At 39.2% G+C, this 21,420-nt stretch carries 18 protein-coding genes; 8 read left to right on the plus strand and 10 right to left on the minus strand.

Annotated elements, in window-relative coordinates; translation table 11 throughout:
* Window positions 1-256 precede the first annotated feature (256 nt).
* From L2B55_RS03190 to L2B55_RS03200, 3 genes are all read left to right on the plus strand, one after another.
* Complete coding sequence (locus L2B55_RS03190) at window positions 257-862, plus strand: SPOR domain-containing protein (RefSeq protein ID WP_237848848.1); 606 nt, start codon at window positions 257-259, stop codon at window positions 860-862.
* Between the two features lie 74 nt (window positions 863-936).
* On the plus strand, window positions 937-2,121 hold the full coding sequence (locus L2B55_RS03195; protein ID WP_237848849.1) for a M20 metallopeptidase family protein: 1,185 nt from the start codon (window positions 937-939) through the stop codon (window positions 2,119-2,121).
* A 115-nt stretch (window positions 2,122-2,236) separates the two neighbouring features.
* Entirely contained in the window at window positions 2,237-4,828 is a 2,592-nt protein-coding gene (locus tag L2B55_RS03200) for a phosphatidylglycerol lysyltransferase domain-containing protein (protein WP_237848850.1), read from the plus strand.
* A 34-nt stretch (window positions 4,829-4,862) separates the two neighbouring features.
* Here L2B55_RS03200 and L2B55_RS03205 read toward each other — a convergent pair whose 3' ends face one another.
* The 5 genes from L2B55_RS03205 to L2B55_RS03225 form a co-directional block, all read right to left on the minus strand.
* Window positions 4,863-5,432, minus strand: a complete 570-nt coding sequence (locus L2B55_RS03205) for a LutC/YkgG family protein (protein ID WP_237848851.1) — start codon at window positions 5,430-5,432, stop codon at window positions 4,863-4,865.
* A gap of 3 nt (window positions 5,433-5,435) precedes the next feature.
* Window positions 5,436-6,806: a lactate utilization protein B gene (locus L2B55_RS03210; RefSeq protein WP_237848852.1), complete on the minus strand. Its 1,371-nt coding sequence runs from the start codon at window positions 6,804-6,806 to the stop codon at window positions 5,436-5,438.
* A complete protein-coding gene (locus L2B55_RS03215) occupies window positions 6,803-7,543 on the minus strand; it encodes a (Fe-S)-binding protein (protein ID WP_237848853.1) in 741 nt (246 codons plus the stop codon). Before L2B55_RS03215 ends, L2B55_RS03210 begins: the two co-directional genes overlap by 4 nt.
* Before the next feature lie 288 nt (window positions 7,544-7,831).
* Window positions 7,832-8,875: an NAD(P)-dependent alcohol dehydrogenase gene (locus tag L2B55_RS03220; RefSeq protein ID WP_237848854.1), complete on the minus strand. Its 1,044-nt coding sequence runs from the start codon at window positions 8,873-8,875 to the stop codon at window positions 7,832-7,834.
* 9 nt (window positions 8,876-8,884) lie between these two features.
* Window positions 8,885-10,063, minus strand: a complete 1,179-nt coding sequence (locus L2B55_RS03225) for a formylglycine-generating enzyme family protein (protein ID WP_237848855.1) — start codon at window positions 10,061-10,063, stop codon at window positions 8,885-8,887.
* A 219-nt stretch (window positions 10,064-10,282) separates the two neighbouring features.
* Here L2B55_RS03225 and aspT point away from each other — a divergent pair, with 219 nt between their 5' ends.
* The 3 genes from aspT to dnaG all read left to right on the plus strand — a co-directional run bounded on the left by aspT (window position 10,283) and on the right by dnaG (window position 15,106).
* A complete protein-coding gene (aspT, locus tag L2B55_RS03230) occupies window positions 10,283-11,971 on the plus strand; it encodes an aspartate-alanine antiporter (protein ID WP_237848856.1) in 1,689 nt (562 codons plus the stop codon).
* Window positions 11,972-12,103: 132 nt separating this feature from the next.
* Window positions 12,104-13,051: a hypothetical protein gene (locus L2B55_RS03235; RefSeq protein ID WP_237848857.1), complete on the plus strand. Its 948-nt coding sequence runs from the start codon at window positions 12,104-12,106 to the stop codon at window positions 13,049-13,051.
* 120 nt (window positions 13,052-13,171) lie between these two features.
* On the plus strand, window positions 13,172-15,106 hold the full coding sequence (dnaG, locus tag L2B55_RS03240; RefSeq protein WP_237848858.1) for a DNA primase: 1,935 nt from the start codon (window positions 13,172-13,174) through the stop codon (window positions 15,104-15,106).
* Window positions 15,107-15,120: 14 nt separating this feature from the next.
* Here dnaG and upp read toward each other — a convergent pair whose 3' ends face one another.
* Window positions 15,121-15,765, minus strand: coding sequence for a uracil phosphoribosyltransferase (upp, locus tag L2B55_RS03245; protein WP_237848859.1), 645 nt, complete (start codon window positions 15,763-15,765; stop codon window positions 15,121-15,123).
* A 145-nt stretch (window positions 15,766-15,910) separates the two neighbouring features.
* Here upp and uvrB point away from each other — a divergent pair, with 145 nt between their 5' ends.
* Window positions 15,911-17,941, plus strand: coding sequence for an excinuclease ABC subunit UvrB (gene uvrB, locus L2B55_RS03250; protein ID WP_237848860.1), 2,031 nt, complete (start codon window positions 15,911-15,913; stop codon window positions 17,939-17,941).
* Between the two features lie 73 nt (window positions 17,942-18,014).
* Here uvrB and L2B55_RS03255 read toward each other — a convergent pair whose 3' ends face one another.
* From L2B55_RS03255 to mqnB, 4 genes are all read right to left on the minus strand, one after another.
* Window positions 18,015-18,683 carry a peptidoglycan DD-metalloendopeptidase family protein gene (locus L2B55_RS03255; RefSeq protein ID WP_237848861.1) on the minus strand — a complete coding sequence of 223 codons (669 nt, stop codon included), beginning with the start codon at window positions 18,681-18,683 and terminating at the stop codon, window positions 18,015-18,017.
* A 12-nt stretch (window positions 18,684-18,695) separates the two neighbouring features.
* Window positions 18,696-19,187 (minus strand): Rossmann-fold NAD(P)-binding domain-containing protein, encoded by a 492-nt coding sequence (locus L2B55_RS03260; RefSeq protein ID WP_237848862.1) that lies wholly within the window; start codon window positions 19,185-19,187, stop codon window positions 18,696-18,698.
* Window positions 19,184-20,092, minus strand: a complete 909-nt coding sequence (locus L2B55_RS03265) for a menaquinone biosynthesis family protein (protein ID WP_237848863.1) — start codon at window positions 20,090-20,092, stop codon at window positions 19,184-19,186. Before L2B55_RS03265 ends, L2B55_RS03260 begins: the two co-directional genes overlap by 4 nt.
* Before the next feature lie 85 nt (window positions 20,093-20,177).
* Entirely contained in the window at window positions 20,178-20,795 is a 618-nt protein-coding gene (mqnB, locus tag L2B55_RS03270) for a futalosine hydrolase (RefSeq protein ID WP_237848864.1), read from the minus strand.
* Between the two features lie 201 nt (window positions 20,796-20,996).
* On the opposite strand from mqnB, the gene L2B55_RS03275 reads away from it, so the two are divergent.
* Window positions 20,997-21,410, plus strand: a complete 414-nt coding sequence (locus L2B55_RS03275) for a 6-pyruvoyl trahydropterin synthase family protein (RefSeq protein WP_237848865.1) — start codon at window positions 20,997-20,999, stop codon at window positions 21,408-21,410.
* Window positions 21,411-21,420 lie beyond the last annotated feature (10 nt).

The following is a 21,420-nucleotide window of genomic DNA, read 5'->3' on the forward strand; positions in this document are numbered from 1 at the left end:
TGATTTTAATTATGATAGAAGTACGATTTTAGATTTATCCAGTAAAGCTAAAATCGTACTTTGTTTTTGAGGTATTAAGACTGAACTTTGTTAAATTGTATGTGAATTAATTAAATCAGACTGCGTTTGTTGATTAAACTGAAATCTTTCCATGAAAATAATGCTTTAATCAAGTATACGTTGTAATTCTAAATCCTATCTTCAGTAAATGTTAAGCGGAAAACACATAATATCAATTGTTGCAATGTTTCTGTTAATGAGTACAATAGTTTATGCTCAGCAAAAACCAACTAAGTCAACTACGAAGCCTGCCACCACAAAGCCAGCCACCTCAACACCGGCAAAGCAAAATGCACCAGCCGGTAAGCCTGCAACAACAAAAGACAAATCAACATTAATACCCCAGACCAAACCGGAGCGGTCGCCAGTTGAAACTCCAAAAAAAGTTCAGATAGATGATAACTCAGGATTTGAAAATACTTCAAACTCACGGGATACTATCCTAATGTCGAATGTTGATGTTGTTGCGCAGCCAGGTATAAATGAATTGTTGTCAAAACGAATTGAAATTAATCGCAAGCCACCAGCATTCGGTTATAGATTACAAATTTATTCAGGTCCTAACCGTAATGAAGCGTATAGTTTGCAAATTAAGTTTGCACTTAAGTTTCCTGAATTAGGAAGCTATTTAAGTTATCAAATGCCTAACTACAAGCTTCGTGTAGGGGATTTTGCTACCCGTGCAGATGCTGAAAAGGTAAAGAAACTCCTTGATAAGGAATTTGATGTTGCATTTATTGTATCTGATAAACTAAACCCTCAAAAGGTTTATCAGGAGGGCGAGACTGAATTACCCCAATAAGCTTCATTGATCTTAATAGCCTTTAGGCTTTACTTTTGAAATAAATAAATAATAACCAACTTTCTTCCCCAAATATGTTGAAGGAAAAAATACAGACCTTGGCAAAGGATATTCATCAGGAAACCATTGCCAATCGTCGTCATATACATGCGAACCCTGAGCTTTCATTTAAAGAATTCAAAACCAGTGAATTTATTGCTTCCAAATTGACTGAATGGGGTATCCCATTTGAGAAAAAAGCAGGAACTGGCCTTGTGGGGTTAATTAAGGGCGAAAAGCCTTCTGATAAAGTATTGGCATTACGTGCTGATATGGATGCTTTACCCATTGTAGAGACCAATGAGGTGGAATACAAGTCGAAGAATGAAGGAGTTATGCATGCTTGCGGACACGATGTACACAGTGCTTCTTTGTTAGGTACTGCCAAAATCCTTTCTCAGTTAAAGACAGAGTTTGGTGGAACTGTGAAACTGATTTTTCAACCGGGAGAAGAGTTGCTGCCCGGGGGAGCAAGTATTATGATTAAAGAAGGAGTGCTTGAAAACCCGGCACCTCAAGGCATCATTGGCCAACATGTTATGCCATTGATCGATGCCGGAAAAGTAGGTTTTCGTTCAGGGCAATACATGGCCTCAACGGATGAGTTATACATTACGGTAAAAGGCAAAGGCGGGCACGGAGCGCAACCGCATATGAATGTTGATCCCGTGCTGATTTCGGCTCATATTATTGTTGCTCTTCAGCAGGTAATAAGTCGAATTGCCGATCCTCGGCTTCCTTCAGTATTGTCTATAGGTAAGGTCATTGCTAATGGCGCGACCAATGTGATTCCTAATGAAGTGAATATGGAAGGAACATTCCGTACACTTGATGAGAGCTGGCGGAAGGAAGCCCACAAGCGAATGAAGAAAATGGCTGAAGGTATTGCCGAAAGTATGGGCGGTAGCTGTGAGTTTACTATTGCCCATGGTTATCCTTTCTTGGTAAATGAAGAGAAGTTGACTCAAAGAGCAAGAGCAGCGGCGGAAGAATATTTAGGTAAAGAAAATGTTCTGGATCTTGATATATGGATGGCAGCAGAGGACTTTGCCTATTACTCTCAAGTTACTAATGCATGTTTTTACCGTTTAGGAACCCGAAACGAAGCAAGAGGAATCACTTCATCGGTGCATACTCCTACCTTTGATATTGATGAAACTGCATTAGAAACGAGTACGGGGTTAATGGCTTATATGGCATTGAAGGAACTGGAAAGTTAGTATTCCTAAAAAAATTTAAGGAAGGAAAAGGAATAAGCGTTGATTCTTATTCCTTTTCTTTTTGTATAAAAGGGCAATTAAACCTAATTTGTGTTTAAGACATGCTTGAGAACAAATGCCTTTGCAAAAGTTTCACAACCAATTTTTGGCCTTTTTAAGAAGAATACACTGGAAAGAGCTTGTTGCTATCTTATTCATTTTATTAGGTGTTTATTTCTTTCGCCAAGAGCGGCACGAGCTACGTTCTCTATCCCTGTTTATAAAAAAAGCCGATCAATATTGGATCTCTGTTGGGGTAATCCTTACCGCGGTATACATCTTTCTTCAATCGGGTTTGCTTTTATACTGTTTTAAGGCGGTGAAAGCAGATTTGCCATGGCCTGCTAGCATTCTCCTTTTCTTAAAGCAAAATTTCATTAGTATTTTTCTTCCCGGAGGAGGTGTTACTACTTTTGCCTACCTTCCTGCAATGCTCCGGAAAGAGCGTATTGAGCGGCATAAAATATACCTTGCCGGCGGATTGCAAGGCTTTATTGGAATCTTTACCGTTATTTTGGTGGGTCTTCCGGTTATCTTTTATGCCTTACTAACCCATCAAGCTGTTGTAAGTGAAACAAACATTTTTGTTGGAACGGCTGCCTTAAGCCTTTTGCTAATTCTACTATTTTTAACATTTAGGCGAAGAGGGAAAATACAGAATTTCCTGATGAAAGTTTTTCCAAAGGCGGAAACGTTTTTAGAAGAAATTCTAATCATCGAACTTTCCGCATCTAAGCTAATCGTTGCTACTTTGTTTTCAGTTTTGGTAGAATTTTGTGGCATTGTTCATTTATATATTGCCATGTTGGCAAGTGGGACCGATGCCTCATGGGAAGCCGCATTTACCGCCTATATTGTTTCAACACTATTTCTAATTTTTTCCCCTTTATTGAAAGGGTTAGGTGCTGTTGAATTATCCATTTCTTACATACTAAAATTATACGGTTATAATACATTACAAGCTGTCGAAATAGCCTTGCTCTATCGTTTACTTGAGTTTTGGCTGCCTTTAGTAGCGGGTATCATTGCCTGGGCATGGAAAGGGAAGAATCTCTTTTTGAGGCTAGCTCCTCCTTTATTAATCTTCCTCTTGGGAACGGTAAATATATTTTCAGTACTTACCCCTCCAATTGCCTCCCGGTTACATTTGCTGAAAGAGTACATTCCATTGGAATCTATTCATGCATCAAATTGGCTGGTAATCTTACTGGGCTTAGTTCTTATCGTTACGGCAGCCTTTCTTATTAGAGGATTAAAAGGAGCCTGGTGGCTGGCAATTGCTGTTTCTGCTCTTTCTTTGATAGGGCATCTTACAAAGGCACTTGACTATGAGGAGGCTACTTTATCCTTATTTGTAATCATTGTATTGTATTCGTCCCGTAAACAATATCGTTTAAGGAGTGATCCTCGCTTTATAAACATCGGCACCGTAACTGGTATCGCCACATTAATTACAGTTCTAATTTTTGGTTCGATTGGGTTTTATTGGTTGGATGAAAAACATTTTGGTCTCGATTTCAGCCTTTGGCAATCGATTCGCTATGCATTTACTAATTTTTTGTTGATACAAAATGACTTGCAACCCATCACTCATTTTGGAACAGAGTTTATAATGTCGATCAGAGTTTTAGGAATTGGAGCCTGGGCTTTTTTTCTCTATACTGTATTTCGGCCCTATCTTTCTGCGACATTTTTTAAATCCCAAGACTATGAAAAAGCCTTTTTTTGGATAAATCAATATGGTTCATCTCCTGTAGATTATTTTAAAGCTGATGCTGACAAATTGTTGTTTTTCTCCAATGAAAATGAAGGCTTTATTGCTTATAGAGTTGCCAACGGTTTTGCAATTGTATTGGAAGAGCCTGTTTGTTTAGAAGAACATAAGCTTAAGTTTCTGATTGAGTTTGACCAGTTCTGTATTAAAGAAGGATTAAAGCCTGCTTTTTACAGGATTGATGAGGAGAGTTTATACCATTTCTCTACGTTGAAAAAAAAGAAACTGCTTATTGGACAGGAGGCGGTGATGGATATTAACAGTTTTAGCTTGGAAGGAAAACAAAACAAAGCGCTGCGCAACTCATTGAATAGTTTGCAAAAAAAAGGATATCAGACCCGGGTCCACAAAGCACCACATACGAGGCAATTCATTAATGAATTAAAAGCAGTATCTGATGAATGGCTCAAGGCCTATGATAAAATTGAAATTACTTTTTCCCAAGGTATGTTCAATCCATCCTTAATTAGCCAACAGGAGGTGATTGCGGTTCACGATGAAGCAAACAAAACAGTAGCTTTTTTGACCATCATCCCGGATTACACTCCTGATGAATGCACATACGATTTAATTCGTAAAACGGCGGATGCGCCCGGAGGATGTATGGATGCATTGATCATAAAATTAACCGAATACGCGAAAGAAAGTGGTTCCCATTACCTGAACCTTGGCCTGGTGCCCATGTCGGGTATTGACCAGCCGGAAAGCACAGCAGAGCGGTTGGTAAAATACGCCTATGAAAAAATCAGCAGATTCAAACACTACCAAGGTCTGCGAGAATTTAAAGAGAAATATGCGTCGCAATGGCTTAATAAATATCTCATCTATGAAAATGATTTTGACTTGGTACAACTTCCTGCTGCATTACGGAAGGTTATGGAACCGGCTTCCTAGGTGTGATGATTCCCGTTTGGTTTCCTTGTTTGACTTAATTAGTCAGTATTACCGTCAAGCTTCTGGCGCCATGAGCTCCAATTACTAACGATTGCTCGATGTCTGCAGTTTTTGACGGACCTGAAATGAAAACACCATAGTTAATCTCTGCCACTTTTTCATATGCATAGTGCATATTAGCAACGATATTTTCTTTCTTTAGTACCAATAGGAGATGTTGTGTTATAAATGGAAGTGCCCTGTGAAGCATGTTTTTCTCCGGTAGCCATACTGCTCCATTCTCGGCTACACCAATTACTCCTTCCAAAATCGCAAGATCTATTTTCTCCAAAAGGTAATGAGGACAGTCTTCGTTTACATCAATAGTTGAATAAACTATTGATGACGCTATTTTGTGAGTATCAGAAAACCGGCTTTGTACAAATTCATTGATTTCTGACAGGGTGCTCAATTCAATTACTGAACCTCCAACCAGTTCTACCATCCTGCTAAAGGTTTCTATTGCATTCTGTTCTTCCTCTAAAAATAAGGGAATCTTAGGAAGTTCAACTGCTGAAGGCTTGTTTTGTATAATCGCGTTCTTGATCTTATCTCTTGCACTCATGGTTTAATTTTTTTGCCTGTTTTTACTGTACCATTCACGGAAACTTTCTTGTGGTGTTTTTGGTAACTCCCTGGCTTTTGCCCAAGGATTGATCATTTTGTTATGGGTGATAAAATGAGGGGTCCATTTAAGTACTTGTCGTCCCATAGCTCCAATGAAAGAAAATAACCTGGCTGAAGCAAGCACCTTTGCCATTCCTTTCATGGTCCATTTTTTCATAACAGGTAAAGAGTTTGCTTCTCCGATCTCTTGTCGCCATTTGTATAACTGCTCATGAATATTAATTTTTACAGGACATACATTTGTGCAGCTTCCGCATAAAGTTGATGCAAAGGGTAATGAACTGTATTTCTTTAAATCAAGGTTGGGAGCGAGAATGGAACCTATTGGCCCAGGAACTGTAAAATCATAACTATGTCCGCCACTACGACGATAGACTGGACACGTATTCATACAAGCACCACAACGAATGCACTTGAGTGAATTATAAAAATCCTTTCTTCCCAATTGCTGAGTACGCCCATTATCAACAATTATTATATGCATTTCAGCACCCGAGCGAGGTTTGGTAAAGTGCGATGTATATGTAGTAACTGGTTGTCCGGTAGCACTCCTTGCCAATAGACGAGTAAATACCGACAGGTCTTTAAAGCGTGGAATGATTTTTTCAATACCCATACAAGCAATATGCACCTTAGCCAGGTTAACCCCTAAGTCGGCATTTCCTTCATTGGTACACACAACCACACTTCCGGTTTCGGCAATTGCAAAATTAACTCCAGTGAGTGCCGCATCCGCTTTCAGGAATTTTTCACGTAAATGCTGGCGTGCCGCTTGAGTCAGCCGTTGTGGATCTTTTTCTCCTTTTGGTGTATGCAAATGCTGATGAAAGGTTTTGCCAACATCCTCTTTTTTTAGGTGAATTGCAGGTAGAACAATATGGCTAGGTGATTCACCACGCAGTTGAATGATGCGTTCCCCTAAATCTGTATCGACTACTTCAATGCCATTTTTCTCCAAAAATGGATTAAGATGACATTCTTCAGTAAGCATCGATTTGCTTTTGACAATTTTTTGAGCTTTGTGTTGTTGCAATATACCTAAGACAATGTCATTATGCGCTTTTGCATCGGCAGCCCAATGTACCTTTACGCCATTCCTATTGGCATTCTGCTCAAACGCTGTTAGGTAATCATTCAGCTTACTTAAAGTATGTTCTTTTATTTGGGAAGCAAGCTCTCTTAGTAGCTGAAAATCAGGAATATTGTATACGGACTTGTCTCTTTTTTGCCTTACAAACCATAGTGTTTCATCATGCCACGAGGTACGGTCAATGTCTTTATTGAATATAGCTGCCTGTTTTGAGTGATTCATGGTCGATTTCCATTTAAAATTTCAGCAATGTGCATCACTTTCATTGGTAGTTTCTCTCTTCTGACAATGCCTTCCAGGTGCATAAGACAGCTCATGTCAGCACCGGTTAAAATCTGCGTTCCATTTGTCAAATGATCGTTTACCCTGTCAAGACCCATTCGGGCCGAAACAGCTTCTTCACTTACACAAAATGAACCACCAAATCCACAACATTCATCATTTCTATTTAAGGTGGTGAGTTGAATGCCTTCAATCGTTTTTAATAGTCTCCAGGCGTTTCCATCTTTTTCAGGTGTAATTTCTGATGCAGTTGCATTCATCAGTCCACGTTGGCCATGGCAACTTAAGTGCATACCAACTTTATAGGGAAACGTAACGGGAATTTCTTTGACATTCAACACATCAGTAATAAACGAAACGAGCTCAATGGTGTTGCTGCGCACTTCATTAACTTCAGTTGTTTGCTCGATAATGTTATAATGTTTTTTTACATGATAGGCACAGCTGCCAGATGGAGTTACAACATAATCGTATCCTGAAAATGTTTTTACAAAATGATGGTAAACAGGAATTGAGTCTTTTTCGAATCCTGTATTTGCCATGGGCTGACCGCAACAGGTTTGTTGTGGAGGGAAATCAACATCAACGCCTAGCTTTTCCAATAGTTGTAAGGTGGCAATTCCTACATTTGGATAGAATTGATCAATATAGCAAGGAACAAATAAGGCTACTCTCATCTTCTCGTGTATTATCATTTTGGCATAATATCAGACGAAAATTCATCATGCATATCAAAATTGTTTAATGAATTAAACAAAGTGCCTTACTTAACAAACTTTGGACAACAAATAAAAAGGATTTCGTTAAGAATCTATTTCAGCAAATTGACCAAGAATTAAGCAATATTACCATTGATCATTGATGATTTAAGTAATTTAAACTGAAGAGGTATGGGAAGTGATTTCAAAGGGATAGAGAAGGAAATCCGCTTCTGCCTTTTTAAGGAACGGCAGAAGCGGTATACATTAGAGTGTAGCCATATCAATCACAAATCGATAATGCACATCTCCTTTTATCATTCGTTCATATGCTTCATTGATTTGGTTCATGGAAATGACTTCAACATCTGACATGATATTATGTTCTGCGCAATAATCCAGCATTTCTTGTGTCTCCTGAATTCCACCTATAAGAGAACCAGCAAGCCTTCTGCGTTTTGCAATAAGATTAAAGGTTTGTATTATGGGGGCTTCTGGCGGGACACCTAGCAATACCATAGTTCCGTTTAATCTTAGCAGATTTAGATATACATTCAGATCGTGTTGAGCTGAAACTGTGTCAATAATAATGTCAAAATAGTTGGTTACTTCGGCCAGGGCATCAGGGTTTTTAGTGACCACAAATTTATGAGCTCCCAATGCCAGTGCATCTTTTTCTTTGGATGCCGAAGTACTTAAAACGGTAACTTCTGCACCCATAGAAGCTGCCAGCTTAACGGCCATATGACCTAAACCTCCCAAGCCCATAACACCAACTTTATCGCCTTTGCCAACTTTCCATTCTTTTAAAGGAGAGTAGGTGGTGATTCCTGCACATAACAAAGGAGCAACCCGTTTTAAATCCAGCTTTTCTGAAATTTTAAGAACGAAACTTTCATCAACAACAATCATGTTTGAATAGCCACCATAAGTAGGAGTTTTCATGTCCATTTCTAAACTGTTGTAGGTTCCAACCCAGTGGACTTCGCAATATTGTTCATAGCCTTGAACACAACTGCTGCAGGTACGGCAAGAGTCAACCAGACAGCCAACACCGGCAAGATCTCCGGCTTTGAACTTCGTTACCTTTTCACCTACTTTAGTAACCTTACCCACAATCTCATGACCCGGAACCATTGGGAAGATAGCCCCGCCCCATTCATCGCGTACCTGATGGATGTCGGAATGACAAACACCACAGTATAAAATTTCGATCTGAACATCAAATGGGCCGGTTTCTCTTCTTTCAAAGTTAAATGGCGCAAGAGGCGCCTTAGCCTGTGCGGCTGCATAACCCTTAACTTGTATCATATAGCGTAATTATTTAGTGTCTTTAACACATCTGAATCCAATATGGTTCGATGCAGAACGGTATTCACCTTTTCCTCGTGTGCCAACCATGTAGCGGGTACAGTATTGGTCAGTACACAGAAACGAACCTCCGCGTTGAACCTTCTTCTTTTGAGTTGGTTCGTCAGGGTCATATGATGATTCTGGTCCTTGAGGATTCTTTGCGATTGTCTGCTTGGCAAGTTTTTCATAATAGTCAGATTGATACCAATCTTGACACCATTCCCAAACGTTACCCGCTATATCGTACAGGCCGTAAGGGTTGGATGGAAATTGTTTTACCGGCGCAATGCCTGTAAAACCGTCTGCTCCAGTATCATTTTTAGGAAATTTACCCTGGAAAATATTAGCCATCCATTTGCCATCAGGTTTAAATTGATTGCCCCAAGGATACAGTTTGCCATACTCACCTCCCCTGGCTGCAAATTCCCATTCCGCTTCCGTTGGAAGTCGTTTTCCGGCCCATTGGGCATAAGCTTGAGCATCCTCCCATGAAATGTGTACAACCGGATAGTATTCTTTGCCTTTAATTGTACTGTTTGGGCCCAGAGGATGTCGCCAATCAGCCCCCTTGACATATTGCCACCATTGAAGATAATCATTTAAAGGAATATCTTCATTAGGAGGAGTAAAGACTACAGAGCCTGTAAATAAGTTTTCTTCAGGGGCATTAGGAAACTCTTCTTTTGTTGGCTTTTTTTCAGCTATAGTAACGTATCCGGTGGCTTTAACAAATGCCTCAAATTGAGCATTGGTAACTTCTGTGGCATCCATAAAAAAGCCCGAAACATACACACGGTGAATTGGGCGGGCATCATTCATCGGCTGATTCCCTCCGTCACCCATACCCACAGGGTTTACTCCTCCCATGCTAAATTCCCCACCAGGAATGTATACCATCCCTTCCGGTACTTTGCCTATAGGCTTTTGGGCATTAATTATAGATTCGTAGAACTCTTTTCCTCCTCCTTGCATATACAAAACACTATCAGACGGGAACAAACCATTAGATGTACAAGCCGCCATCCCCTCTATCCTGCTGCTTTTTAGCAACTGGGCTGATTGGGAGTTTGAAGTCTTATGACAAGCAGTGAAGTTAAAAGCGAATGCAATAATTGTTATCAGTATAAATGATTTGTAAGAATACATGTTAAGTTCAATCGATATAAATACATGTCTAAGTCTTTTACGAAACGACTTTACAAAATAACTAATTTCGGCAATTTTCGGTGCCAATTATTTAAAGTCATATAGCAGAAATTCTTTATGTCATTTTTTTCCCTTAAATTAATATTGGTCTAAAAGTATAACCCTCGTATCAGTCTTTTCACCTCATCTACGACCTTTCCTTTTGAAATTACGACCATTATGGAACTTCTGAAATACATAATTCATCATGCGCCTGAATTTGCAGTGTTTTTCTCTTTGGCACTTGGACATGCTATTGGAAGAATAAAAATTGGAAGTTTTAGTCTTGGAAGTGTAGCAAGCACCTTAATAATAGCCTTGATTATCGGCCAACTGGGCGTTACGCTTTCTCCTGTTTTTAAAACTGCTTGCTTTGCGCTTTTTGTTTATTCAATTGGATTTAAAAGCGGGCCTGAGTTTTTCGGAAGCTTAAATAGAGGAACAGTGAAGCTGATGATTTTGGCAGTGGTTGTATGCGTTACGGGTTTGATTTTAGTAGTAGCGCTTGGACACTTGCTTCATCTGAATAAGGGATTGGCTGCTGGCTTGGCAGCCGGAGCATTAACAGAGTCGGCAACAATGGGTACTGCATCGGATGCAATAAGCCGATTAAATCTGAGTGCGGAGGAAACCCGCAGTTTAAGTTCCAGTATGGCTGTTGCATTTGCTATAACCTATGTGCTAGGAACCATTACGGTCATTATATTTCTAAGGAATATAGCGCCAAAGTTTTTAAAAGTAAATTTAAAGCAGGCTGCTAAAGATCTGGAGCAGTCACTGGCTGGAGGGTATGGAAAAGGAATGTCTGGCTCAATAAACCCTTACTCGCCCGTAATTGCTAGAGCTTATAAGTTAGTGTTTATTCCGGATAGTGTTAAAACCGCTGGAGACATTGAGCAGTTGATTGGCGACCGAACTGCAGTGTTTAGAGTTGTTAGAGAGGATCAAATTATTGAAACAGAACTTGCTACTCCGGTCAAGAAGGGAGATGTTGTGGCAATGATGGGTAATTACAATACCATAATGAAAGCCGAGCAGATTTTGGGACCCGAGGTTAATGATCCCAGAGCACTTCAGTTCAATGGTAAATTGATAAAAGTAGTGTTAACAAATTCTCAATATCATAATAAAAGCCTTAAAGAAATAGTGGATCAGGCAGATACTCATGACTTGCGGGGTGTTTTTCTTATCAGTATAAAAAGGCAGGAGAATGATATTCCATTATTTAGAAATACAGTTTTGCGTAGAGGGGATGTGATGCAATTGATGGGCGATGAAATCCAAGTGGACCGGATTGCAAATAAAGTAGGTTATGTAGAGAAATCAAGTGATAAAAGCGATTTGGTGATGCTGACAGCAGGAATTGTTGCGGGGATTTTATTAGGACTGTTATCTGTTAACATTGGAGGAGTTCCAATTACCTTGGGTGTTGGAGGGGGCGTGCTGGTTTCTGGCTTATTTTTTGGCTGGCTTCGTTCTAAATATCCTGTATTTGGAAGCTTACCAGGGGCCGCACAGTGGGTGCTGCAGGAATTTGGTCTAAGTGCTTTTGCAGCGGTTGTTGGATTGTCGGCGGGTAGAGACGCAATTGTAGCCTTACAAAATTCGGGTGCTATTCTAATTGTATTGGGTGTTTTAGTGGCTTTGGTACCTCAAGTAGTGGGATTGATCGTAGGGCACAAGTTTCTAAAGCTAAATCCAATCATTCTTTTTGGGGGGCTATGTGGAAGCCAAACCGTGGCTGCTGCATTATCTGCTATATCTGAAGAAGCCGAAAGTACAACTCCGGTGCTAGGTTTTACGGTAACATACGCAATTGGTAATGTTTTACTGGCTATCTGGGGGCCAATAATTGTAAATCTGGTTTAATTCACACTTGTTTCAAAAGCAATAATAGTTGATTTACCGAACTTCGGTTTGTAACCTAACGCTGACATAATCTACCTTGATAAAAATAAGCTTAACTTCGCAGCGTTTCTTAATAAACATTTACGGTATTTCATGAAGAGGCTTTTTGTAATTGTCGCGTTATTTTCTTTTATCAATCCACTATTTGCTCAAATTAAAAAACAACCTAAGTCGATAAAAGAGTTGAATCCAGATACTATTCTAAATTTTCAGCTCGACTCAGCTATTGTTGTTACAGGCAAGAAAGGCTTGTTCGTTCAGGATTTTATAGACGAAATCTTAAACGATACGGTATTTTATATGGGTTTCAAAAAGATGAAGCAATACAACTTTTTTGCCGAAAATGACATTGTAACGTTCGATAAAAAATATAACAGGTCAGCACATATCTATAAAAAAATCTACCATGATAATACTGGAGCTAATTATGCTCAGAAAGTGATAAATAAGCTTGACAGTGGGGAGATTTATAAGCGAAATGGCAAATACGAATTGTTTACGGTTCAAATGTTCAGCTATATTTTTGAGAACATGAACAGTACAGAATTTACAAGTACTACTCCTGGTAGAAGTGAAAAAAGTGAAGAAGGATATAAAGATAAACTGAAAGTATTGATTTTCAGTCCTGGGAAGCCAGTTAAGGGGGTTCCGTTTGTAAGTGAAAAGACGGCCATCTTTGAGCCTGAAATGCGTAAGTATTACGACTATAAATTCTTTAGCGGAACTTACATGGGTAACCTTCCTGTTTACAGGTTTAAGTGTACTGCCAAACCTGAGTATGTCAATTCAGATAAGGTTATGATAAAAGAATTAACCACCATTTTTGACAAGCGAACTTTTCAAATTGTAGGCCGTTACATTGATATGAGCTACGATAACATGGCTTTTAGTTTTGATGTTAAGATGAATATTGAAATGAATTACGTTAATGATGACTTATTGCCGGTTCGCATCAGCTACAACGGAAACTGGGATGTGCCTTTTAAGAAAAAGGAAATAGCAGCTTTTAACGTAAAGCATTACGGGTACAATAAAAAGTAGCTTCAGTAAGTATTGTTTGTTTGACGCCAAACAATGAAAGCCACAGGCTGAATATTTTAAAAGCCAAACACTTAAAAATCTGATAAAACTTAGCAACTTTGCAGCAAACCATCAAAAGCATTGATTACAAAAGATACCGTAGATAGAATTATGGATGCTGCCGACATTGTGGAAGTGATCGGCGAGTTTGTGAATCTTAAAAAAAGGGGAGCTAACTACGTTGGACTGAGTCCTTTTGCCAACGAGAAAACTCCTTCATTTACGGTTTCTCCGGCTAAACAAATTTTCAAAGATTTTAGTACTGGAAAAGGCGGCAGTGTTGTCACCTTTTTAATGGAACTGGAAAAGTTTAGCTATCCGGAAGCGCTTAAGTGGTTGGCCAACAAATATCAGATTGAAATAGAAGAAGATCGCAAATGGGAGGAATCTCCTATTAATGATGAACGTGAAAGTTTGTTCATTGTGAATGAATTTGCGCGTAACTATTTTTCTGAAACTCTTTTTGATCGTGAAGAAGGAATCAATATAGGTCAAAGCTATTTTAAAGAGCGTGGTTTTCGGGAAGAAACGATGAAAAAGTTTCAACTCGGCTATTGTATTGATCGGTGGGATGATTTTACACAAGGTGCTTTAAAAGCCGGGTATAATGAAGAATACCTTGTTAAAACGGGGCTAACCATTAAAAAAGATGATGGGAAAGCTTTTGATCGCTATAAAGGTCGGGTGATTTTCCCAATCCACAGCCTTACAGGGCGCGTTATTGGTTTTGGTGGACGTGTTTTAAAAACCGGTGATAAAACTGCCAAATACGTAAACTCACCTGAGTCGTTAATTTATCACAAAAGCCAGACGCTATACGGTATTTATTTTGCCAAGAATAAAATACGTGATGAGGATAATTGTTTCCTGGCCGAAGGTTATACCGACGTTATTTCACTTCATCAATCGGGTATAGAAAATGCGGTTGCTTCCTCGGGAACCTCTCTCACTGTTGAGCAAATCAGGTTAATAAATCGATTTACCAAAAATGTAACCATTTTATATGATGGTGACGCTGCCGGTATTAAAGCTTCTCTGCGCGGAATTGATATGATTCTTGAGGAAGGGCTTAATGTAAAGGTGGTGTTATTTCCAGATGGACATGATCCGGATTCTTATGTGAAAAGTGTCGGAGGAACAGCCTTCAGAGAGTACGTTAAGGAAAATCAAAAAGACTTCATTCTTTTTAAAACATCAATACTATTACAAGACGCTAATAATGATCCGCTAAAACGTGCTGAAGTTATTCGTGATATTGTTGAAAGTATTGCTAAAATTCCGGATAGCATTAAGGCATCTGTTTTCATTTCAGAAACCAGTCGTTTATTGCAGGTGGAAGAGCGCATTTTGCTTTCTGAGCTGAATAAGCTTAAGCTTAAAAATGCTCAGGCTAAAGAAAAGCCTCCCCGCTCAGATAATTTTCCACCAGATGAACCTTCGCCAGAAGAATTGTATGGACTTGAAATACAGGCGCAGGTAAAAGAGGAAATCTCAGTGAATAATGAGGACCCTCAGGAAGAAGAAATTGTACGATTGCTGGTTAATTATTGTGGAGAAGTTTGGGAAGAGGATTTGACAATCGCGCAGTTTCTGATACACGCTTTGGATGACATTGAGTTTGGTAATGCTTTATATGGTACTTTTTTTGAAGAAACCCGTTTTAAAGTAAATGAAGGAGAAGTTATTGATGAGCGTTTCTTCATACATCATCCTAATAATGAAATCAGAAATCTAACGGCAACTCTATTAACATCGCCTCATTCATTGAGTGAAAACTGGGAGAAAATGCATGAGATTCCTGTCCCCGATGAAAAGTCGAAATTAAAGCAGGCGGTGTTAAGCGCTGTGTTTCATATAAAAATGCGTAAGGTAATGCGGTTGATCAAAGAAAATCAAGAGAAGATGAAAACTGCAACAACTGATGATGAGATCATTGCTCTGCAAACATTGCACATGCAACTAACGCAGGTTAAAAAGGATATTTCTCAAGAATTAGGGGCGGTAATTTTAAAGTAATTTTAAACTCATTACTAGAGTTTTTCTCCAAAGCAAAGGTCTCCGGCATCTCCCAGCCCCGGAACAATGTAAGCCTTAGAGGTAAGTTCCTCATCAACGGCGCCAAGCCATAGGAATGCTTTAGGCAGGTTAGATCTCACATGAGAGATGCCTTCAGTGCTTGCAATAACGCTTACCAAATGCAGCTCCTTAATGTCAAAACGGGCAAGTAACTCTTTGCAAACAATCACCATAGACTGACCGGTTGCAATCATCGGATCAGAAACGATTACTGTTTTATCGCTGAGGTCAGTAGTTGAAAAGTACTCCATTTTTATCTCAAAGTCATTGTTTTTTTTTGCTTTTCGATAAGCTGAGATGTAACCTGAATCGGATTTATCGAAAAAGTTCATCAGGCCCTGGTGCAATGGAAGGCCAGCCCGAAGTATGGTTACCAGTACGGGGAATTCAGTAAGCAATGGGACTGATGCAACACCAAGCGGGGTGATAACTTCTTGCTCCTCATAGGACAATTTTTTGCTGATTTCATAGGCGAAAACCTCTCCTAAGCGTTCAAGATTTCGTCTGAAACGCATCCGGTCATTTTGAATATCAATATGGCGCAATTCAGCCAGAAACTGATTGGCTATAGAGTTGTTTTTGCTAAAAACAGTAATCATAATGAGTGATGTTTTATCTAAGATAACGAAAATGGGTCGAAAATATAATGCTTAATTCGGTTATATGGAACCTAAACAATAAAAGAACAAAATCGTTATAAACCTTTGTGAAGTGATAAGCTTCTTCTGGTTATATTTGAATTACATGAAATTTCAACTCACCTCAGCATATTATCCTACCGGAGATCAACCAGAAGCAATACGCCAATTGGTTGAAGGCGTTAATGCAAATGAACAGTTCCAAACTTTATTGGGAGTTACCGGCTCAGGAAAGACATTTACAGTAGCAAATGTAATTGCTCAAACACAGCGGCCAACACTCATATTAAGTCACAACAAAACCTTGGCGGCTCAGCTTTATGGAGAGTTTAAGCAGTTTTTTCCGGAGAATGCAGTTAATTATTTCGTTTCCTATTACGATTATTACCAGCCGGAAGCTTATATGCCTACAACTAATACCTATATCGAAAAGGATTTGCAAATAAATGAGGAGATTGAAAAGCTGCGGTTACGGACTACTTCTGCGCTGATGTCGGGAAGGAGAGATGTAATTGTAGTTTCTTCCGTTTCGTGCATTTACGGTATGGGTAATCCAGAGGATTTTGCCAATTCAGTATTTCGCATTGGAGTTGGTACGCGTATTAGCAGAAATGCATTTCTGCATCGGTTGGTAGAAATTCTGTATTCAAGAACCACCGCTGATTTTCGTAGAGGTACATTTAGGGTCAAAGGTGATACTGTGGATGTGTATCCGGCTTATGCTGATTTTGCCTATCGGATTTCATTTTTTGGTGATGATATTGAAGAGCTGAGTGTAATTGATCCGATTTCAGCGAAAACACTTGAAAGAATGGAGCAGTTGGCTATTTTCCCCGCCAATTTATTTGTTACTCCCAAAGATAAAATGACCAAAGCTATTTGGGCTATTGGTGAGGAATTGGAGGTTCGAAAACAACAGCTATTTGATGATAAACGCATGCTGGAAGCTAAGCGCCTGGATGAACGGGTGAATTATGATCTTGAAATGATGCGTGAATTGGGTTATTGTTCCGGTATTGAGAATTATTCCCGCTTTTTTGATGGCCGTAAGCCTGGAATGCGCCCATTCTGCTTGCTTGATTATTTTCCTGATGACTTTTTATTAGTTATTGATGAAAGCCATGTTACAATTCCCCAAATCAGGGCGATGTATGGTGGCGACCGTTCACGCAAGCTTTCTTTGGTGGAGTATGGCTTTCGTTTACCTGCCGCATTGGATAACAGGCCATTGAATTTTAATGAGTTTGAAAGTCTAACCCATCAGACCATTTATGTGAGTGCTACCCCAGGAGATTATGAATTGGAGAGGACCGAGGGTGTTTATATAGAGCAGGTAATCAGGCCTACCGGCTTGCTCGATCCTGTTATAGAGGTTCGACCGGTGCAAAACCAGGTTGATGACCTGCTTGATGAGATTGACAAAACGGTGAAGAAAGGTGATCGAGTGCTGGTTACCACGCTTACAAAAAGAATGGCCGAGGAATTGGCTAAGTACATGGCAAAGCTGAATATTAAATGTAGGTACATTCACTCAGAGATAAAAACATTGGAACGTGTAGAGATCTTACGCGGGTTGCGTTTAGGAGAGTTTGATGTTCTGATAGGTATCAACTTGTTGCGTGAAGGGCTGGATTTGCCGGAGGTGTCATTAGTAGCCATATTGGATGCAGATAAGGAAGGGTTTTTACGTTCTGATCGCGCCCTGATACAAACTATTGGTCGAGCTGCTCGTAACGAGGATGGTCGAGTAATTATGTATGCTGATAAGATTACCGATTCTATGGATCGGACTATCAATGAAACCATGCGCAGGCGTGAGAAACAGATAAAATATAATGAAGCCCATGGTATAGTGCCGCGCACAGTGAAAAAAGAAAAAGCGGCCATTATTGAGCAAACATCGGTGATAGACTTTAGAGGAGGTGTTCAGCAAGCCTATGTAGAAAGTGAAATTCCTACACTGATATCCGACCCAATTGTGGAATATATGAGTAAGAATGAGCTTCAAAAAGCTATAGAAAACACTCGTAAAGAAATGATGAAGGCTTCTAAAGAAATGGATTTCTTGCTTGCTGCCAAGCTAAGAGATGAGATGTTTGCATTGGAAACATTTATGAAGGAACGCTTTGAAGTATAGTAAATGGTCTCAGGGTCTTTGAAAACATAAAGGCAACCCCATGGTTGCCTTTATGTTTATATTCTTTAAGATGCTATTGGAATTGAATTAGCAGGGCCGGGTCAGGGCAATTGGCCAAGTAAATTCCCCTTTCTGATAGTTTACAAACACCAGGGTAATCACCTTTAAAGCTCCCCATGTCTCGAATCAGTTGAAAATGCAAGTGAGGAGGCCATCCTCCATTCTCACGATCCAACCCAAATTCAGCTATTTTTTGACCTTTCTCAATCTTTTGTCCTTCTTCAAGATTTTCCAGGCTGCTTAAAGATAAATGCCCGTACAGGGTATGAATTACAGCATTCCCAATTTTATGCTTTAACACAATGGCTGGGCCGTAATCACCAAAATTGTTATTGTTTTTAAAACTATGAACAGTGCCAGCTAAAGGAGCGTAAACAGCTGTCCCGGCTGGGCCCCATATATCAACTCCTAAGTGCAAACGACGTGGTTCGGTACCATTAAAATGCTCACTTCGACTATAAATTTCGCGATATTCATCATAGCCGCCGATACCAAATTTGGCACCTGCGCTTATCCGTTTTTTCTCAACCCATTCTGTAAAGCTTTTTGTTTCAGCAATTACATCTTCACTCAACTCGGCACCAATTTCATCAAAATTCACCTCCATCATCCGATCGGTAGCCGGATTAAAGTCAACTAACGGGGCTTTGTCAATTTTAGCTAAGTTCTCTAGTAAAGTCATATCTGTTTAGGGCTAAACATGTTCAAACTGAAGCCGGATCGCTTCATTGTTTAAGTCAATTTGTATTGGCTGCTTACGATTCTCCATCAAATGCAGAACCAATTTCGGCAAAAGCGCACTATTTTTTTCACTGTAGCGGACAGAGGCCCAGTAAAATGGTTGCTTGCTATTTATAGAAATTAACTCATCAAACTTGCTTTCTGTTTTTGATGCAAAAATCAAAGGAATACCCCATTTAATGCAAGCATTCCAAATATCTTCAGCATAATCAATTCCTTTTTCAGATGTAACAATTACAAATTGTACATGCAATTGATTTGCAGCTAAAAAACGACTTGTTTCTTTATAACGTATTTTTTTGGTGTATCGTTTTCCCACAAGTTGTTCGTTTTCCAACTCACTTTTATGGTCATGCACTATCACAAGGTCATTAAAGTTTGCCGTGTTCAAAAATGATACAATTTCAGCTCCCGTCTGTTCTGCTCCGCCAATTAAAATGATCATGATACAAAAAGGTTTTGGGTTGATGATTGGATAATTCCTTTTTCGGCAGCGATGTTAAACATTGTTTGTACCGCTTTTTTTCCATCGTGACCTAAGTCGATCGAAAACTTATTTACATAAGTGGTAATATGTTTATACATTACCTCCTCATCCATTTCCTGTGCATGCGCCTTAACAAAAGCCAATGGTTCTTTCGGGTTTTTGCAGGCAAACTCCACACTTTTGCGAATAATTCGATTGACTTTCTGTTGAATTTCCACTGGAAGCTCACGTTTAACACAAATACCTCCTAATGGAATCGGTGCACCAGTAAGCTGTTCCCAATATTCACCAAGATCAATCACTTTTTTTAGCCCTTTTTGCTGATAGGTGAAACGATTTTCATGGATGATCAAACCTAAATCAATTTCGTCATTTAAAAGTTTAGGCTCAATTTCGGAAAATACCAACTCTTGTTTTTGTAAAGCCATAGGAAAAGCCAGGCTTAACAAAAAGTTGGCAGTAGTATACTTACCAGGAATGCCAATTTTGAGTTCGTTTACTTTTTGAGCCACTCGTAAAGCCAATTTGGTAACAGGTTCGCGACCTGAACAGGCAGCAATCCGATCTTTATCCGTCATGGTTTCTTCAGAAATATCAGTTTTAGAAATTAACAAGGGACCTACGCCAAAACCTAAGGCGCTACCTGCGTCAAGCAATGCATACTGATCTGCCGCATAAGCAAAAGCATGGTAACTTAATTTGGTAATATCCAGTTCGCCTTTAAATGCCTTTTGGTTCAGTGTTTCCACATCGTCAAAAAATATTTCGAACTCCAAGCCTTCCGTGTCGATCTTTTTGTTGACCAATGCATCAAAAATAAAAGTATCGTTAGGGCAGGGTGAAAAACCTAATGTTAGTTTCATAACTCTAAATTCATAGTAAATGGTTCTATAACCATGGTTTTTAAATTAACATCATTAATAGACTATGGGCCATTAATCGATGTTCTTAACTAAATGAATTGACTATAGTAATTAAAGCCTGGTTAAGGTTGCTAATTGCAAGCGGAATATTCCAGGCATTGCGATTACGCCTTTCAACGTAATTGGAAATGCTTCTTAGTTGCAGGCATTTAACCTGTTCAGTCAGGCAAACATATAATACAGCAGCCCCTTCCATGCTTTCCGATTGGGTAGCAAAACGTTGCTGAATGGCCGTGATGCTGGCCTCGTTGCCATGCACTTTATTTACAGTAATACCCGAAACTACTTGCAGTCCCTCTATTTGAAATGGATTTATAAGCTTTTTGTTTGAAAATGGAGTTTCATTTTCATCAACAAAACCCAATGAAAAAAGGTCGATAAACTGATCTCCGTCTTCGGCTCCTAATTCTGGGAAGCAGTCGGATGCAACCTGTACCACCGAGCCAAGTGCTAATGACCGATCAAAACTGCCTGCAATGCCGGCATTGATAACCAGTTCATAACGATTGGAAAGTAATTTTTTTGTAAGCTGATAAGCTGTAGCCACCATGCCAATACCTGTTATCAAAACATCGCAATCAGCCTTTGTGTCTAAAAAAGGTTGAATTTCGGCTTGCGTAGCTGCAACAACTAAAAGTTTCATGGGAAGCAAAAGTAAGGAAATATATATTTTGAAAATGTTAGAATTACGGATGGAATTAGAATTCAATGAATGCTTTGGATAAACATCCTGGGCTATATACATAGAAGGAAATTATACTAAACAATTTTCCAGTTTAGGAGTTAAGAATTTAGCACAATTGTTTGACGCTCATCCCAAGTAAAAAATTTCGATATTTGCCCCATGATTTATATTACACGTAGGGAGCGGTTTAATGCTGCTCACAAATTATTTCGTGAAGAATGGAGCCAAGAGAAAAATGCTGAAGTATTTGGCAAATGCTCTAATCCTAACTGGCATGGGCATAATTATGAACTTTATGTGACAGTCAAGGGGCATGTGAATCCAGAAACAGGATTTGTTATTGATTTAAAAGATCTGCGTGACATCATTAATACACGAGTTATTGATAAGATTGATCACAAAAACGTGAATTTGGATGTTGATTTTATGAAAGGTAAAATGGCATCAACAGAAGTGTTGGCCATGGAAATTTTCAATCAGCTGAACGGACCAATTAAAGAGCAAGGCGCAATGTTGCATGCTGTTAAACTATACGAAACCGAAAATAACTTTGTTGAATATTTCGGTGATTAAACGCTCAAAA

Origin of the sequence: Solitalea lacus, assembly GCF_022014595.1 — a bacterium.
Classification (GTDB): domain Bacteria; phylum Bacteroidota; class Bacteroidia; order Sphingobacteriales; family Sphingobacteriaceae; genus Solitalea; species Solitalea lacus.

What these genes read in the sequence shown, in the direction of transcription:
- L2B55_RS03235 (WP_237848857.1), top strand. Translation starts at nt 12,104, where the DNA reads ATGAAGAGGCTTTTTGTAATTGTCGCGTTATTTTCTTTTATCAATCCA.
- L2B55_RS03210 (WP_237848852.1), bottom strand. Translation starts at nt 6,806, where the DNA reads ATGAATCACTCAAAACAGGCAGCTATATTCAATAAAGACATTGACCGT.
- L2B55_RS03205 (WP_237848851.1), bottom strand. Translation starts at nt 5,432, where the DNA reads ATGAGTGCAAGAGATAAGATCAAGAACGCGATTATACAAAACAAGCCT.
- L2B55_RS03220 (WP_237848854.1), bottom strand. Translation starts at nt 8,875, where the DNA reads ATGATACAAGTTAAGGGTTATGCAGCCGCACAGGCTAAGGCGCCTCTT.
- L2B55_RS03195 (WP_237848849.1), top strand. Translation starts at nt 937, where the DNA reads ATGTTGAAGGAAAAAATACAGACCTTGGCAAAGGATATTCATCAGGAA.
- aspT (WP_237848856.1), top strand. Translation starts at nt 10,283, where the DNA reads ATGGAACTTCTGAAATACATAATTCATCATGCGCCTGAATTTGCAGTG.
- L2B55_RS03260 (WP_237848862.1), bottom strand. Translation starts at nt 19,187, where the DNA reads ATGATCATTTTAATTGGCGGAGCAGAACAGACGGGAGCTGAAATTGTA.
- L2B55_RS03255 (WP_237848861.1), bottom strand. Translation starts at nt 18,683, where the DNA reads ATGACTTTACTAGAGAACTTAGCTAAAATTGACAAAGCCCCGTTAGTT.
- L2B55_RS03275 (WP_237848865.1), top strand. Translation starts at nt 20,997, where the DNA reads ATGATTTATATTACACGTAGGGAGCGGTTTAATGCTGCTCACAAATTA.
- uvrB (WP_237848860.1), top strand. Translation starts at nt 15,911, where the DNA reads ATGAAATTTCAACTCACCTCAGCATATTATCCTACCGGAGATCAACCA.
- L2B55_RS03265 (WP_237848863.1), bottom strand. Translation starts at nt 20,092, where the DNA reads ATGAAACTAACATTAGGTTTTTCACCCTGCCCTAACGATACTTTTATT.
- mqnB (WP_237848864.1), bottom strand. Translation starts at nt 20,795, where the DNA reads ATGAAACTTTTAGTTGTTGCAGCTACGCAAGCCGAAATTCAACCTTTT.
- L2B55_RS03190 (WP_237848848.1), top strand. Translation starts at nt 257, where the DNA reads ATGAGTACAATAGTTTATGCTCAGCAAAAACCAACTAAGTCAACTACG.
- L2B55_RS03200 (WP_237848850.1), top strand. Translation starts at nt 2,237, where the DNA reads ATGCCTTTGCAAAAGTTTCACAACCAATTTTTGGCCTTTTTAAGAAGA.
- L2B55_RS03225 (WP_237848855.1), bottom strand. Translation starts at nt 10,063, where the DNA reads ATGTATTCTTACAAATCATTTATACTGATAACAATTATTGCATTCGCT.
- L2B55_RS03215 (WP_237848853.1), bottom strand. Translation starts at nt 7,543, where the DNA reads ATGAGAGTAGCCTTATTTGTTCCTTGCTATATTGATCAATTCTATCCA.
- upp (WP_237848859.1), bottom strand. Translation starts at nt 15,765, where the DNA reads ATGATTACTGTTTTTAGCAAAAACAACTCTATAGCCAATCAGTTTCTG.